General features: G+C 30.4%; 18 protein-coding genes. 1 reads left to right on the top strand and 17 read right to left on the bottom strand.

Going from position 1 to position 16,116, the window contains the following annotated elements:
• Positions 1-55: 55 nt before the first annotated feature.
• Positions 56-664: an NAD(P)H-dependent oxidoreductase gene (locus BMZ09_RS10425; RefSeq protein WP_090840270.1), complete on the top strand. Its 609-nt coding sequence runs from the start codon at positions 56-58 to the stop codon at positions 662-664.
• Positions 665-1,085: 421 nt separating this feature from the next.
• On the opposite strand, the gene BMZ09_RS10420 is transcribed toward BMZ09_RS10425, so the two are convergent.
• The 17 genes from BMZ09_RS10420 to BMZ09_RS10340 form a co-directional block, all read right to left on the bottom strand.
• A complete protein-coding gene (locus tag BMZ09_RS10420) occupies positions 1,086-2,588 on the bottom strand; it encodes an aldehyde dehydrogenase family protein (protein ID WP_090840266.1) in 1,503 nt (500 codons plus the stop codon).
• A gap of 210 nt (positions 2,589-2,798) precedes the next feature.
• Positions 2,799-3,632, bottom strand: coding sequence for a helix-turn-helix domain-containing protein (locus BMZ09_RS10415; RefSeq protein ID WP_090840264.1), 834 nt, complete (start codon positions 3,630-3,632; stop codon positions 2,799-2,801).
• Positions 3,633-3,682: 50 nt separating this feature from the next.
• Positions 3,683-4,405 (bottom strand): SIP domain-containing protein, encoded by a 723-nt coding sequence (locus tag BMZ09_RS10410; RefSeq protein ID WP_090840262.1) that lies wholly within the window; start codon positions 4,403-4,405, stop codon positions 3,683-3,685.
• 4 nt (positions 4,406-4,409) lie between these two features.
• Complete coding sequence (locus BMZ09_RS10405) at positions 4,410-5,162, bottom strand: DUF4405 domain-containing protein (protein WP_143067812.1); 753 nt, start codon at positions 5,160-5,162, stop codon at positions 4,410-4,412.
• Positions 5,163-5,281: 119 nt separating this feature from the next.
• Entirely contained in the window at positions 5,282-5,716 is a 435-nt protein-coding gene (locus BMZ09_RS10400) for a MarR family winged helix-turn-helix transcriptional regulator (RefSeq protein WP_090840258.1), read from the bottom strand.
• A gap of 362 nt (positions 5,717-6,078) precedes the next feature.
• Positions 6,079-6,633: a hypothetical protein gene (locus tag BMZ09_RS10395; protein WP_090840255.1), complete on the bottom strand. Its 555-nt coding sequence runs from the start codon at positions 6,631-6,633 to the stop codon at positions 6,079-6,081.
• Between the two features lie 157 nt (positions 6,634-6,790).
• Complete coding sequence (locus BMZ09_RS10390) at positions 6,791-7,336, bottom strand: hypothetical protein (protein WP_090840252.1); 546 nt, start codon at positions 7,334-7,336, stop codon at positions 6,791-6,793.
• A gap of 130 nt (positions 7,337-7,466) precedes the next feature.
• A complete protein-coding gene (locus tag BMZ09_RS10385; protein WP_143067811.1) occupies positions 7,467-7,943 on the bottom strand; it encodes a hypothetical protein in 477 nt (158 codons plus the stop codon).
• 266 nt (positions 7,944-8,209) lie between these two features.
• Positions 8,210-9,427 (bottom strand): hypothetical protein, encoded by a 1,218-nt coding sequence (locus tag BMZ09_RS10380; RefSeq protein WP_090840247.1) that lies wholly within the window; start codon positions 9,425-9,427, stop codon positions 8,210-8,212.
• A 158-nt stretch (positions 9,428-9,585) separates the two neighbouring features.
• Positions 9,586-10,092 carry a HEPN domain-containing protein gene (locus BMZ09_RS10375; RefSeq protein WP_090840245.1) on the bottom strand — a complete coding sequence of 169 codons (507 nt, stop codon included), beginning with the start codon at positions 10,090-10,092 and terminating at the stop codon, positions 9,586-9,588.
• A gap of 1 nt (position 10,093) precedes the next feature.
• Positions 10,094-11,167, bottom strand: a complete 1,074-nt coding sequence (locus BMZ09_RS10370) for a GmrSD restriction endonuclease domain-containing protein (RefSeq protein WP_090840654.1) — start codon at positions 11,165-11,167, stop codon at positions 10,094-10,096.
• Positions 11,168-11,522: 355 nt separating this feature from the next.
• Positions 11,523-12,197 carry an NADase-type glycan-binding domain-containing protein gene (locus tag BMZ09_RS10365; RefSeq protein WP_090840243.1) on the bottom strand — a complete coding sequence of 225 codons (675 nt, stop codon included), beginning with the start codon at positions 12,195-12,197 and terminating at the stop codon, positions 11,523-11,525.
• Positions 12,198-12,309: 112 nt separating this feature from the next.
• Positions 12,310-13,146, bottom strand: coding sequence for a hypothetical protein (locus tag BMZ09_RS10360; protein ID WP_090840241.1), 837 nt, complete (start codon positions 13,144-13,146; stop codon positions 12,310-12,312).
• A gap of 148 nt (positions 13,147-13,294) precedes the next feature.
• A complete protein-coding gene (locus BMZ09_RS10355) occupies positions 13,295-13,969 on the bottom strand; it encodes a hypothetical protein (RefSeq protein ID WP_090840239.1) in 675 nt (224 codons plus the stop codon).
• Positions 13,970-14,201: 232 nt separating this feature from the next.
• The gene (locus BMZ09_RS10350; protein WP_090840237.1) at positions 14,202-15,299 is read right to left on the bottom strand and encodes a polysaccharide lyase family 7 protein; all 1,098 of its coding nucleotides are present in this window, start codon (positions 15,297-15,299) and stop codon (positions 14,202-14,204) included.
• Between the two features lie 170 nt (positions 15,300-15,469).
• Positions 15,470-15,727: a DUF6952 family protein gene (locus BMZ09_RS10345; RefSeq protein WP_090840235.1), complete on the bottom strand. Its 258-nt coding sequence runs from the start codon at positions 15,725-15,727 to the stop codon at positions 15,470-15,472.
• A 77-nt stretch (positions 15,728-15,804) separates the two neighbouring features.
• Positions 15,805-16,113, bottom strand: coding sequence for a thioredoxin family protein (locus tag BMZ09_RS10340; RefSeq protein ID WP_090840233.1), 309 nt, complete (start codon positions 16,111-16,113; stop codon positions 15,805-15,807).
• Positions 16,114-16,116: the final 3 nt, after the last annotated feature.

Below are 16,116 nucleotides of genomic sequence, written 5' to 3'. Positions count from 1 at the left end.
TATATTATTTTTATAATGACATATAGTGTTTTAATTTTGTCGAAAATAAAAACACATGAAACATATATTTATTATTAATGGTGGTCATCCTTTTGCACATTCTGGAGGAAAATTTAACGAAACCTTATATAGAAATACCATATCTCATTTTCAAGCTTTGGATGGTTTTGAAGTGAAGCACACACAAGTTGGAGATGACTATGATGTAGCAGTAGAAGTAGAAAAATTTAAATGGGCAGATATTATTATCTATCACACACCAATTTGGTGGTTTCAAATTCCGTTTGGTTTTAAAAAATATATTGATGAAGTATTTACTGAAGGTCATCAAAACGGGATTTACAGTAGTGATGGAAGAAGTCGGTCTAATCCAGAGATTAATTATGGGACAGGTGGATTAATGCATGGTAAACAGTATGTTTTAACCACAAGTTGGAACGCTCCAAAAGCTGCTTTTACATTAGAAAACGAATTTTTTGATCAGAAAAGTGTTGACCAAGGTGCTATGTTTGGTTTTCATAAAATGAATGCCTTTACAGGAATGACTTGTTTAGCAACCCATCATTTTCATGACATGGAAAAAAATGCAGATGTCCCATTAGAGTTAGAACACTATAATGCTTTTTTGAAATCAATAGTACAGAAATTAATAACAAAGTTTTAAACAAATAGCCTCAGAATATTCTGAGGTTATTTTATTTAAAAATATCATTATTTTAAAATGCTTCATGAGATAATTCCATGTTTAAAGCAGATCTAGCAATATTTCCGTAGGATACTGCATTGGCAACAGACCTAAATCTGTTAGTATTGTCAGCACAAGCATATATTCCTGGTGTTATCGTTTTTTTGCATCTCGTTCACTTTAATATAGTCAAGTTCTATCATTTCGCAGTTTATATCTTGTGGTATGTTAGTGTGTTGTTATAAAGGTAATATTAAATTTTACAGCACCAAAGGGGGATAAAGTTGAAGCGGTTAATTGTATTGTAACAGGAGTTTGTGAGGCTTGTGTCTAGTTTGTAAAACAATAAAACCCCAGACAAGTCTGAGGTTTTAAATAAAAAGCTATAGTTGTTTCTTAATTAAAAGAAGCCCATTGGTTTTTTGTCATAAGAGATTAACATGTTTTTTACAACACGGTAATGATCTAAAGCCATTTTATGGTTTTCACGACCAAAGCCAGATTCTTTAACTCCACCAAATGGTGCGTGTGCTGGATAGGTATTGTATTGGTTTACCCAAACTCTACCTGCTTGTATAGCACGTGGTACTTGATATAATTCGTGAGCATCTCTTGACCAAACACCAGCGCCTAAACCGTAAGGCGTGTCGTTTGCAATAGCGATTGCTTCTTCAGTTGTTTTAAAAGTTGTTAAGGCTACAACAGGCCCAAAAATTTCTTCTTGGAAGACTCTCATTTTGTTATCTCCTTTTAAAACGGTTGGTTGTACGTAGTAACCTTCAGATAAATCACCTTCATAGTTACCAGCTTCACCACCAGCTAAAACAGCTGCACCTTCTTCAATACCAATTTTAATATAGTTTAATATTTTTTCGTATTGCGCTTTAGATACCTGAGAACCAATCATTGTTTCTGGATCTAATGGGTTTCCTGGTTTAACTAATTTTAAACGTTCTTGCATTTTTTCAACAAAACGATCTGCAATAGCTTCGTGTACTAAAATACGAGAAGGAGAGGTGCAAATTTCACCTTGATTTAAAGCAAACATTAATGCACCTTCAATAGCTTTGCTAAAAAACTCATCGTCTTGTGCTGCTACAGATGGGAAGAAAATGTTTGGCGATTTACCCCCTAATTCCATAGTTACAGGAATAATATTTTCGGCTGCATTATGTAATACAGTGCGTCCAGTTTCTGTAGATCCTGTAAATGATAATTTTGCAATACGTTTAGAGGTTGCTAATGCTGTACCAGCTTCTTTACCAAAACCAGTAACAATGTTTAACACACCTGCTGGTAAAATATCACCAATAAGTTCCATTAACATTATTACACTTGTAGGTGTTTGTTCTGCTGGTTTTACAACTGCTGTACAACCTGCTGCTAAAGCTGGAGCAATTTTCCAGGCTAACATTAACATAGGGAAGTTCCATGGGATAATCTCTCCAACTACACCAACAGCTTCGTGTAATACGATACTTACTGTATCTTTATCGTGTTCTGAAATACTACCTTCATCTGCACGAATAACTCCTGCAAAATAACGAAAATGATCAATACAATAAGGGATATCTGCTGCAAGAGACTCACGGATTGGTTTCCCGTTATCAATGGTTTCTAAAGTTGCTAAATACTCTAAGTTATCTTCCATAACCTGAGCAATTTTTAGTAACATATTACTACGTTCTGTTGCAGACGAGTTGCTCCAAGCTGGAAACGCTTCGTGTGCTGCATCTAAAGCAAGATCAATATCTTCTTGTGTTGATCGTGCTGCTTGTGTAAATACTTTTCCATCTACAGGAGATCTGTTTTCAAAATATTGCCCTTTTACTGGGTCTACAAATTTTCCTCCGATAAAGTTTCCATACTTTTCTTTAAATTCGGGTTTTGTTACATTTGCCATAATTATGTATGTATTTAATTTTTATGATTAGCCTGAAATATCAAGCATTTTAATTATGGTACAAAGATAGAATGGAGGAGAGGCTTTGTGTTTATTGATACGGTTCAATAACTTATGAAAACAGTCCAAATAGTGAAATTTGGTGTTAATTAAATCTTAATCAACTATTAAGCCATTGATTATTAGTAATTTAAAATAAAATTGAAATATTTAAATTTCGGTTGGACTAATTCCGAATTTGTTTTTAAACGCCACACTAAAGTTAGATAAGTTGTTGTAACCGACTTCTAGATAGATATCAGATGCTTTTAAATCGCCTCCTTGTAGTAATTCTTTTGCTTTTTGCAAACGCTTATCTTTTAACCATTTTCCTGGAGCTTCTTTATATTCAGCAGTAAAATGTCTTTTAAAAGTCGATAAACTCATATTGCATAAAAAGGCAATTTCTTCTAATTTTAAGTTAGAGTTCACGTGATCTTCTATAATGTTTTTAAAAGGAGACACTTCTTTAGAGATTAAGGCGTGTAGATAATGCTCAAATTCGCTGCCATATTTGTCTAGTAAATACAATAATATTTCGTCAAATTTAAGCGCTAATATTGCATCACAATACGGAGAATCTTCAAAAGTAATGGAAGATAACGAACTTATAAAAGACGCTATATAATCATCATTTTCTATTACAAAATATGGCACCTTTTCTTGGTAAGGCTTAACGTCTTTGGTGTACTTACTTAAAAAATCGGTTAGTTTTTTTTCTGAAAAAAAGAAGAGTTTACAATAATAAATCGCTTGTGTGTCTAATAACTCTGTCCAAAGCCAGTTTCCTTTTTTCAACAATAATGATTGCTCGCTATTAACTGCTTTAGAGGTGTTTGCAAAATGGACTTGCTTTTTACCAACTTGTAGAAAACTAAACATATTCATGCTTAAATTTACTTTGCTTTTAACAACATCGCTGGTCATTTTAAAATCGTACACAAAAATGTCCTTACTTTTGGAAGGATTGTCAAAGTAGATTTCTGGAATGTTTTCTATTGCCATTTTGTTGTTAATTTGAGATTACAAAGTTACTAAGCTATTTTTTATGTCTGTTATTCTAAACCTTTTTTCTCAGGATTCCAAAACGGTTTAGTTTTTATAAGTTTGCTGTCCCAATGTAATTCTTTTCTGAAATAATGATTTAAAGCAATACAAACTCTGCTATCTCCTGCAATATATACCATTTTTTTTCCTTTGAGATTTGGAAGTTGCTCCTTTACTTTTAGTAAAATACTATCGATAGCATTTTCTTCTAATTCATAAAAATTAAAAGGTTTACTATCATCTACATCTTCAAATAAATCAGTTAGTGTATTATTATAAATAATACTTTCTACTTGCTTGTTTTTTAAACCTTTGTTTATACTATATAAATGTGATAAAGCAGATAAATCTCCAATCATTAAATAACTATCAGCAGAAGTATCTAATGTAAAAGCACCTTTTTTTGTTTTGTAATAAACCGTATCACCAACATTACAATCTTTTACCCATTGTGCTCCAATACCATTGCTATCCGTAGCTATAGCTAGACTAATTGTATTGGTGTCTTTATTAATATCCCAAATGGAATAACTTCTTACCATATCTTTTTTTGAATTGGTGTTTGTGCCAATACCAATACCTAATCGTATAAAATATCCAGGAATAAAATCCATAGCTTTTACAGCGTCACTTGTAATGTTTATTTTATAAACGCTATCTGTTAGCCTTATTTTGGATGTAATCTGGCCTTTATCCATTATTTTTTTCATGATGCTTTCTAATAGTGCCATAATTTTATTTTTTTAATTTCTTTTTGATTTTAATTACCAGTCCTGTTAATAGCGCAGGAATAGTTAAGAATACAGTAACTTTTACCAATGGTAATACATAAAGTAACCAGGATTGTGTTGGTTTTTGAGTGTTTTTACTGGTGTTTTTTGCAGAATTTAAAGTGATTTGCTGTGCCCAATTAGAGTATTCAATTAACCAAATCCCTAAAGACAGGATTATACTTAATGCTAATAAAAGCAATAATGCTTTACGCTGTTTTTTAACCACAGTTGCGGTTTGTTTTAAGTAGTGTAAATCTGCTAGTAACTTTAGTTTTTTTATGGATTGGACAATCCACTTCCAATGTAATGCTAAATGAATACCTAAAAAGGCAATAAATAAAGTAGCTGATAGATTGTGTGTTGCTGTCCAAAAGGCATTGGTTTTAAAATGAATACCAAAAACAGGTAAAGCAGCTTCTGAAATTACAATTCCGGAAACCGTTACTACTAGCATTAAAAGATATAAAAGCCAATTAAAAACGTAATCAAATTTAGTTTTCTGAATTTTATTTTTAATTAGTTTTTTAGACTGGTTTGCTATCCAATTCCAGTTAACTAATAAATGTAAAAAAAATGGTAACAGAATAACCAAACTTAACCATTCGTGTATTGGAATACCTGTACTTTGTGGTATCAATACTAAAACCATAAGGATAAAAAATAACAGGTCAAGAATGACGCGTAATTTTGCTGAATTTTTGTTTGATTTTTTCAATGTTTTTTGGTTTTATAATTTAAAAATAGATGGCAGAATGCAATTTTTTCTATGGGTTTAATTTGTGTCATTTTACATATTACAAAGTGTTGATTAATCAACAATTATTATAATTTTTTTTATTCTATGTGAGTTAATAATTTATTTAATAATTGGTTTAGCGTTTTGGCTTCCGTTTCTGTAAAACAACTTAATGCTTCCGTAACAGTGTTTTTGGAAGCATCTTTAAAAATATTTACGACATGTTGACCCGCTTTAGTTAATGCAATGGTATTAGATCTTGCATCGATACCAGATTTTCTAATCACCAATTGTTTGTTTTCTAAATTATCCAGCATGCGTTTTGTAGCAGCTCTATCTTTATGTTGCAATTTGGCAATTTGGCTTTGGTTCATTTCACCTTCGTTAGAAATTAAAACCAATAATCGCCATTGTTCTGGAGTGGTATTTAAATCTAAAGTATTAAAACGACTTTGCAATTTTTGTTTTAATATTCGTGATATGGTAGTAGTTAAATATCCAACCGAATCTGTAAATATATATTTTTTTGACATTTTCAAAACTGTTGATTAGTCAACAAAATTACACATTAATTTTAGTACACTATTTTTTTTAAGATAAAAATATGATTTGGACATTCTTGAGGTATTAAAATGACTAGAACATGGTTAACACAAAATCCAATAAGTCAATTGGATTATCAAGAAACGCAACTAAATTTGAGTTTAACCCCTTTCTAGGTTGAGACTTTGAAACTAACTCGGTTTTAGTCACCGGACTTTCCGCATATCTTTTCTGTAAGAAGAAATATAAAAAGATCCCGTATCCGATTGCAGAAACCACGATTAATGCAAAAATGAATATTAAAATGTCCTTGTTTTTTTCAAATGTTGGTTAGAAACCTTTATAGCTAGAGTTATTTTTCGGTTATATATTTTGAAAATATATTTGCATATCTGTCGTCAAAACTCAACTTGGTAATATCTTCAAAGTTGTTTTTAGTATTTTTTTTGTCTAAAATCCCTTGAGCATTAAAGTATCGTATAGAAATAGATTTTTTATTTATTCGAGTTAATAGTCCAATGCAAAAATAATTCAGTTTCGGGTGTTCGCATTCCGATATAATTGTAAGTTCCGTTGCTTTAATATCTTTCATGATAGAATTCCAATCAGTTAAATCAACTTTGTATTTAGCTTTAACCTCACTTAATAATCCTTCTTCTTTTAAAATTCGCTCGATTGTTTTGTCATTTTTGTTATATCTGACGTGCTTAATTGTTCGAATAGGAATGATTTGATAACCTAAAATCCTGAATTCATCTGTTTCTTGTAGTAATATAAAATCGGAAGACTTGTCAAGAATAAAACCAGTAGTTATTCCTTCAAAAGTTCCTTTTTTTCTTGTCAAACGAGTATAGCGTTTTTCGGAACAATGCTTTTCTAATTTTTGTAGTACTTTCTCTTTTTTCACGGTTGAGTTTAAATTTTATCTTAGGTCTTTGCAATGAGAAATTTCATTAGTTGGCACTTAACTTTGGAAGTTCACACCAACCAAGAAAAGTCCGAGAGGACTTTGCGTAAGTAGGCTAGAATTAGCAATAAATTTTATGCGGTGTTTGCCATAGTATTTATTCCTTCATAATCGGATTAAATGGAATTCCAAATAGTCCTTTTTCCAATTCTAATATGATTTCTTGTTTTTCACTTACCGAATTATATTCTTTTTGGTTTAATTTCAGCTTGTCAATTTCTCCGTCATACATTTTGTTCGGAATTCTACCCCAAACTGTATTGCTTAAATCTCCATTACTGTCTTTAAAAGTTACGATAAATTTTTTAGTAATCGATTTGCTACTCGACAATCTATTTATTTTAAGTCCGAGCGTTAAAACTGTATCAGAAATCATTGGATAAATAATATAGCACGTCATTCCGAGATATAGTATGTACATTATTTTTGACCATTTCTTTCCGTTATATTCAGTTCGGTCGAATATTATTAATAAAGTAATTGCTATCGATAAAACAATTGAAAGTGGCATAATTGATTTCTTAAAATCAGTCATATCGCTTTTTAAATACAATAAAGATTCTTTAGGTAAAAAGTAGAATACACTCAATAGTGATATTCCAATTATTGCAATTCCAATTATTATTCGTCTTCGTCTTTTCATATTATTGCCAACGTGCTCGTATAATTATAGGAGCGGATTTTATCGCACCAACTTTTCGTTTAAACACAGACTATTTTTTATTCAAGTTTATTACAGTGAAATAATTGTATTGAAATACTATTATTTTTGGTTAGTTTTTAAAATAATTCAGAATATTTCTTTTAAAATATAACTTATAAATAATCAAACTACAAATCATTAATATAGTTGGGTAAATAATTACAGTAAATCCTAAAACTCTATGTGCCATAGATTCTAAACCAGAATCATATTCATCCCATCCAAATAATTTTAACCATTCATTAGTTATTGCTAAATCGTTTGTGAAAGAAGAATCAAAACTTTCAATTCCTAAAGAAATTAAAGCAGAAATTAAGTGAACAATAATTATATAAATGGAATATTTGTTACCATTTCTATTAGCTAAAAAGGAAAAAAATAAGCAAAGACCAGCAATTAAACACAGCATAATTATATCATTGGTTTGATCAAAACTTCGTTTTTTAATAGCAATTAATAAACCACCTATTAATATGCTTATTGAGAGTGCTGTAAGAATACTAGCAAATAATACTAATAGGTATTTTAATACGTTTTTTTTCATCATTCACCAATTTACAAGAATATAAATAGGCTTACTCAAACCATATTTTGTGTTTATTTTCGCTCCGTTACATACATGATTTTTTGTCATTTTTTAATAGGTTTTTCTTTTTCGTGATTCTAGTCAGGCTTGTTGCTAACGTGTTTGTATAAGATTTTTTGCGTGTTCAAGCACCTAATTTAGTAAATACAAAACCAACTAGAAAATCCGCGAGGGTTTTCGTAAGTAAGCGAGTACTAGCAATGAATTATACACGGTGTTGGCAGTAGTTATTTCTCTTTAAAATTCATTTTCATTTCGTTAACTATTGGTGGAATTAAAATATAATCAAATCTTTTTAATTCCGTTTTTAATTTTGAATTGAGTTTTATTTTTTCTCTATAACAATAATCGAGAAGTTCACTATTGCTAAACAAAGTCCATTCGTTTTGTTTAGCTTTTTCTAAAATTAGTTTTAATGGATCGTCACTTTTTAAATCGTCTATAATTTCATTGTTTTCTCCTCTGTAAAAACGAGGATTACATTTGAACGAAGTCGTTTTAGTTTGATTAAAGTTAGATAGTTCTTTAATCAAGTTTCCAACATCATAATATCCATAATTATTTAACCCATTAGACAAATGAACGGCTCCCATTTTTACAAACACTTTAGGTAAAGTGTCATTTCTATTTGCTTCTTTGTAATGCTTACTAAAATTTGTCTTTAAATATCTAATTCTACTTTTCCAATTGTTACGAAATAATCCATCTTCATTAAATTGGTAAATAGACCAAGACTTTTTTAAATCAATTATTATTTTTTGAACTTCAAAATTATTTGGGTTTGTTGATTTAAAAAACGTTTCTATTTTATCTGATTTTAAATAGTTATCAAACATCTTGTAGTCTTCATCATCCCAATACTTTTTAAATTCAGTCAACATATATTCATAAGCAGGTTTATAATGTTTTTTCACCTCTTTTTTGTTGATAGAAAGCTCCATTATTTTTTTAAATAAAAAGAATTGAGCAGTTAAATACTCTTGGTCAACTCCCCAAATTCGGAACTTTCGATTTAGAGCAGTTTTTAAAAATATTTCATCTTCTTTTCCTTGAAAAAATGGAATAGGAATTTCACCTGTTAATTTGAAGTATTCTGTATTAAAATCATATAATTGTTCTTTTTTATGAATTTCATTTACTAGTGTATTCGCACTATTTGGTCCAATTTCTACTACAAAATATTTGAAATCATTATCAGCAAGAATAGGTAATAAACTATTTGTCAGAATGGAAATTTCAGAAGCAAAATGTTCTTCTCCCAATAGAACAAACTGACTTTCTGAAATCCTTTTCTTTAATATATTGGCTCCATTTCCGGTAAGAGTATCGTTTTCAATTCTGAAATGAGTTGTAAATTTCTCAACGTCAAAAGATGATAACTCCTTTTGAGCAAAAACTAAACTTGATACTAATAAGCTTATAAATAATAATTTTTGTCTTGTCATCTTTTTTTTCTAATTACTGCCAACGTTGTTGTATATGGTTTGTTGCGTGTTTTAAGCACCTAATTTAGTAAATAATTACCGACCAAGAAAGTCCGCGAGGACTTTCGTAAGTAGGTGAGAAGCCAGCAATAAATTATATACAGTGTTGCCAGTAGTTTTTATCTATTCATTGAATCAGAAACGCATTTTATTAATTCTTTTCCTAAATGATATGATGCTACAACTTCACTAAATGTAACTGTGTTTGGTATATGTCCTTCGTGAGCGAAATCATTTCTCCAAGTTATCAAATTATTATATGAATTTATAACACTTTTTCCTTGAGATAATAAAAATGCTTTTTCGGTTTCTGCCATTTTCTTTTTATATCTTTTCAAATATTTAACACCAAATTTTTCAACATAATCTTCTTTGATACTTCTGTATCTAATTCTGCCATTTATTCTTTCAAAATGACTTTTTGCATAAGTACCAAAAACGTTGTGTTTTTTCTGTGCAAAATCAATAAATATTTCTTTAAGTGCTAATTCATAAACTGTTACAGCACTAACAGAAACAAAACCGATATATCTTGAACTAATAAATGGGTCTGTAATACCTCCAACAACTGAATCTAAATGATTTATCATATCATCTGCAATTGTAAAATGTGAATCGTAAGCCATATTATTTAAAAAGTGAAGTATTTACAAATTCAAATCTTTCCTTAACAACAGTAGGGTCAGTTGTACCAATTGTAGTTAACTCCTCCAATTTTTCTGTTTTTATTAAGGTTTCATATCTGTTTTTAAAATCAGTCGGAATGCGATTTATATTTTGCATTAAATTTACCATTACAGAGTCCAAAGTTGAAGAACTTAATCTGGTTCGTAAATGAAACGGTTTTTCTCCTAATTCTTTAATTAAATATGAATTTATAGTTTTAAATTTTTCAGAGAAATCTTTAACCTCTTTTGTGTCACCATTTTGGTGTTTTTTCATAGAGATATTTAAAAACTCTTTCATTGGTTTCTCATATTCATCCTTACGTGTGTATAGAGAAAATAACCTTAAAAGTAATTCTACGTCTGTTTGATGTTTATTTACGCTTTTTGTGCCAAGTATTTTACGCCAGTTATCATCACGATTTAATTCTCTTAATATGTTTACAAATTCACCTCTAAAAACAACATTTCTAATTTCTTGAGATTTTAGAGGTGTTCCTCCTGTATTTAATCTTTCAAAAATATGATACATACTTGTACCTTCACCAACTGGTGTTAATTGTCTAATGTTTATGGCTCTTAAAACTGTGTTATCCAATTTTCTTCTATCAGATTCACTTAAATCGTCATAAGTTTTTTTGTGATATGGACTTTGTTCATTTAAACCAGATAATCTAAATACTTGTCTTTTCCCTTTAGTATTTTCTTTTCCGAAATAGCCATTGAAAAAATAAACTGTACTTAAAATTCTTTGTTGACCATCAATTACTAAATTTGAATTGTCTTCATCAATGTAAAAGAAAACTGGTGGAACTGGAAGACCAAGTAAAAATGATTCTATTAACAATGATGATTGCTTGATTGACCAAACAAATTCTCTTTGGAAATCGGGAATAGTTATTCCTCCTTCATTCCACATATTTACAATTCCTTTTAGAGTAAAATCTGATGGATATGTAGCAATATCAAATGTTTGATAAACTTCTTCATCTTCAATTTTGTCCTCAATATCTAATTCTGTTATGTCTTCTTTCATTATGTTTTTATGTTTTTCTTTAATTACTGGCAACTAGTTATATAATAACTTTTATTCCTCAAATCCCGTAAATATACCGGATATGGTTAGTTTAGTTTTATTTATATCTATTAAGACATAAAAAACGAAGTTACTTTTTATTCATTAAAAAAACTATAAGTATAACTACGTATTTTTCTAAACTAGAGACAAGTTATAAAAGTCTGATTACTATACTTTACGGGAAACCGTAACCACCATTTATTTTAAATAAAATAGTCTCTTTTAATTTTATAAATGGTTTGTTTACATAAGTCTGTTAATCATCGCTAGGTTTTAAAACAGGCTTGTCAAACGTTATAAATCCATTACAATTTTAATGCACATCAATACCGTCAAAAAATATTTGAGATAGTGCAGTATCATCATATTTATCGCCTTTATAGACTTCCAAGATTTCAAATCTAATCTTCCAATTAGGTAATGTTTTTAGTTTTTCTTGATCTTTTCTTTGAGAATACCCAATAGGTTTATCTAATCTAATGGATTGCAACGCATAAAGATCATTAAGATTAATGACTCCATAAACGGTATCGTTTATATATAGTTTAAGCTTTTTTACACGGGAGTTATTCTTCCAAGTGGTTTTGCTTTTTATATAACCATTTGCAATTTTAATAGTGGTTAATCGCGGGTGGTTTGGAACAAATGAAAACGTAACAGATTCTCCAATACCATAGCCTTTTACACCTTCTACCCAAGCTGTTTGATAACTAAAGTCAGATATGTTATTGACGCTATACGTATTTGCGTTTTCCGATTTTAAAAAGGAGGAAGCACTAACGGTGTAGTCTCCAGCGCCACAATACCAGGAGCAACCTGCACCTTCTACATCCCACATTGTGCTGTAGGTTTCGTCATATTTTTCTAAAAGCGCTACTTCTTGGTCTGTTAGGTTGTTCCAACTTTTTTTATTGGAAGCAATAGCTTCAAGTAATAGGTCTCTTTGTTGCCAGTCTTTTTGCACTTGAATTCCAAAATCGAAATCCATTCCAATAATTGTTTCCAGTTGTTTTAGATCCTGAATAAAAACGTGACACGTTATAAATGAAATGATGATGATTAGATGTTTCAATTTGAGTTGTGGGTGTGTTTATGTTGTTTTATTGTTCTGATCCTTCTAGCGTTTTCTGTAACTCAGAATGTGTTTGATTGTCAATAATATCGCTTAGTGTTCCGCTTTTAAAATCATATGTCTTGATTAAAATAGGTTCGTTGTAAGACTCGTATTGTCCGTCATTATTTTTGTCTATTCCAAATTCAATAATTAAATCAGTACTGTTATTTAGAAATTTATAATTGAAAACATCCATGCCTTCAATACTTACTTTTTTCATTTCTTTTTGCTTAAACGAATAGATATAAAGTGATTTAAAATCTTCTAAATTTATAACGCCATCTTTATAGGTGTCCTTTTCTGACGCCTGCATTAATAACAGTATATCATTATCAAAATACTCTGTATGTATTGTATTAAAATTGACACGCTTGTCAAATAGCTTTTTGTTTATCTGATTGTTTAGATCATAAATAATAACATTGTTGTAAGCACCATAAAAGCCACTAGAGTATCTATTGTCTGAGCTTGCATATTGTTCTCCTGAAGCTCCTGAAAATGCATTTAAGATGCCATTAATATCTTCTTTTTGATTCAGCATTTTATGAGACACCGGGATTATGTAAATAGATTTTAAGGTGTCAATTAATTTTGGTGTTTCGTAGGATATGACTTGTAGACGTTTATTTTCTTTTTGTAGTTTTTCAATTTTTTCGTCAGATAATATTCCTGTTTCAACATCGTCATAAGAAGAGTAGTCACGATGTTCTTTAATTATAATTGAAATAAAAGCTATTAAAGCTATTACTAAAAAAAGGGCTGCTAGTGTTCCTAGAATTGCCAGTAGTTTTTGATTGTAGTTTTTTACTTTTTCAATTTTCATTGGGTAATAGCGTTAGTTGTAATGGTGTTATTTGTGATTAGTTTAGGTGTACTGTCTTTGTTGAATGTCTAATTTAGTGAATAAAAGCGGAAGAGTAGGGCTTTGTTTATAATATTGGTTGTGCTTTTATTATTTACTTCTAACTGTATTAGTCCGATGCTGGTGGCGGTGGTGTAATCCTTTTAGCTTCTAAGTCCGTGAAATCAAAAAAGACCAACTTTTGATCGTTTAATGCGTCAATTGCTATTTTTTTGTCCTTTTCTAACTCAGCGTATTCCGTTTGATACCATTTTTTTGACAAATAGTTTTTGTAATCATTAATGCCTTTACTTATTTCAGTTATTACTGGTTGTAAATAAGTAACAGGAATGTGTTTTTTGTAGAAATGAAATTCAAATTGACCTTTAGAAATGGAATCGAATACATCTGTATTTGGAACGCTGATTTTATATTTCAATTTTGATGAAACTTCCATTGCTCCGTTTGCATTTTTAAGATAGTTGAAGGCTAAATATCTTAACGAATCAATAGTTGTTAATGACTGATTAAACAGTAGTTTAGTATTGTTAACTTTATCAATTGTGGCATTGTATCTATTGCAAACAATAAAATCCGAAAGGCTATCTTTTAAAAACAAATACTCTGAAATAGCATTTTCTAAATTGTTAGAATTAGGATGGTTTTGAATGAATGTAGCGTAATCTCTATAATGCCTTGATGTTTTTATCACATCCCAATCACGCTCTTGCGCGTCTTTTTTCTCAATGTTTTTGCATTGAGTGGCAAATATTAAAATAAATAAAACGCTTACTTTTATTCTCATTTTTCTAATTAAGCAAGTAATTTACAACAGTTTATTTTATAAATAAAGTAAGCGATTAATTATAACTAACCCGTCAGAATGTAATCTACTAATTGGAAATTATTTAAACAGTTATAAGATCTTAGAATAGATAATATTTAAAATTGATATAAAACTTGACGTTATGCGATATAAAAAAGCCACTTTACAACGGTAAAGTGGCTTTTAAAATAGTATAAATTAGTAGCGTGGATTAATCGTTTTTAGCGAAGTAACCATCATTTGATACAGCTGTTTCGCTTACAGATATGCTTCCTGTTTTAAACCATACTTCTGCATAGTTACCATCTGCATATTGCTTTTGGATATCGCCACCATGTGTTTCTGCTCCAGAGCACCAGTTTTTATTTACGTCAGGAGATTTTCCGTTAGTCTGATTGTAACATCCAAGTTTAAAGAAACAACCTTCTCCTGTGTATGCTTCTTTACGCTCCACACCATCTTGACCAATTGGAAAAAATAGTTTTTGAGTTTGTACAGGGATATCTGCTTTAGTAGCGTATTCTGATTGTAATAAGTTTTTAGTAAACGTTTTAGTCTCGTGTCCTGGACTTGTAAATGTAAGCTCCATAATACCTTGCTTTACAACCACATTATAGCTAAATTCTTCGCCTAAGGCTATACCATCTTGAGGTTCTGCCGGAAATGTATTAGCATCGCTACCCACTACAGAAAAATCGTTACCCCAAACAGCAGAAGAATAATCCCATCGTTTAGCATTATCGTCTCCTGCAGTATTAATTTCGTAATGCCAAAAGACTGAACCTTTAGTTTGACCAGGGTATTTTTTGTAAAATATTTTTAGTGGCTCGTTTTCAAAAGCATCAGCACTATGTATTTGACCAACTACCACAGCGTGCGATGCAGCAACACGTGCATCTCCTGTTGCAGACACATTCATTACTTTTAATGTCGCAGATAGTTTGTCATCAGCAGTTTCTGGGTACCATTTTTTTGTTTGTGCTAGTTCGGTTCTGGTGTTATTTGATGTTCCGTGAGTATCACCACCATTTGGCGATTTAAACACAACCCAGTTGTCTTTTCCATCGTTTTGAGTGTAGAAAAAATCTTTGTTTTCAAAATCTGTTGCAATTCCTGCATTTGAACCATCACCTAAAATAAGTTTCCATTGATCAAAAAACGGAATAACACTACTAGCGTATACTGTTTTTGGAGCGACTTCCGTTTTAGGCATTTCCGCTTGTTTTGTTTCTTTTTTACAGCTACTAAGTGTTGTTAAAGCACATAGAAGTAAAGTAGCTGAAATTATTGAGATACTTTGTTTTGTCATTGTAGTTTAGTTTTTTTTTGGTGGTATAGCGTAACAATACATTTATATTGCCTTGCATTAATAACAAAACCAAGGTATGCAAAATTTGGTTAACCAATTATTTATTTAACAAAAAAAACCACTTTGCTAGCACAAAGTGGTTTTAATAATTACTAATTTTTCTTTTTCAATTACTTATCAATAGACCCTAAAACACGTTTCATAAATCCGTTTACTGCATCTTTTTTAGTTGCACCGTCTTTAATCATTTTATTAACTTCAATTGCACCATACATATTAGAGATTAACTCTCCAATAACGTCTAATTCTTCATCTTTAAGAGATGGTACTTCAGTTAAGGCTTCTAGAGTTTCAATAGTTTCAACGATGTAATCTTCGTCATTGTCCTCTATAAATTGTGTTAAGTGTTTTATTACTGGTAATTTCATTGATAATTGTTTTTTGTTGTCTGTTTAAACGCAGTTAAGCTTTTGGCTGTAACTGCGCGTAACCTGACATTTATGTGTTATGCTACTTCGTCAACTAACTCTTTTAAAACGTCAAATTTGTTAGTCTGTGTTTGATTTACAAATTGTCCACCTTTAAATGTTGCAAACGTTGGTAAATTATCTACAGTAGCTAATTTTCTTGATTCCGGAAATTTTTCCGCGTCAGCGATAACAAATGTTATATTTTCTAACTCGCCAGCTAATTTCTTAACCTTTGGTTTCATGATACGACAGTTACCACACCATGTAGCCGAATATTGTACTACTACAGTGTCGTTATTTGCTATAATTTCGCTTAAGTTATCTTGACTTAGTTCTTGTAACATAAT

Origin of the sequence: Olleya namhaensis (assembly GCF_900114005.1) — a bacterium.
Lineage (GTDB): Bacteria > Bacteroidota > Bacteroidia > Flavobacteriales > Flavobacteriaceae > Olleya > Olleya namhaensis.
This window is presented reverse-complemented; position numbering and strand designations above follow the sequence as displayed.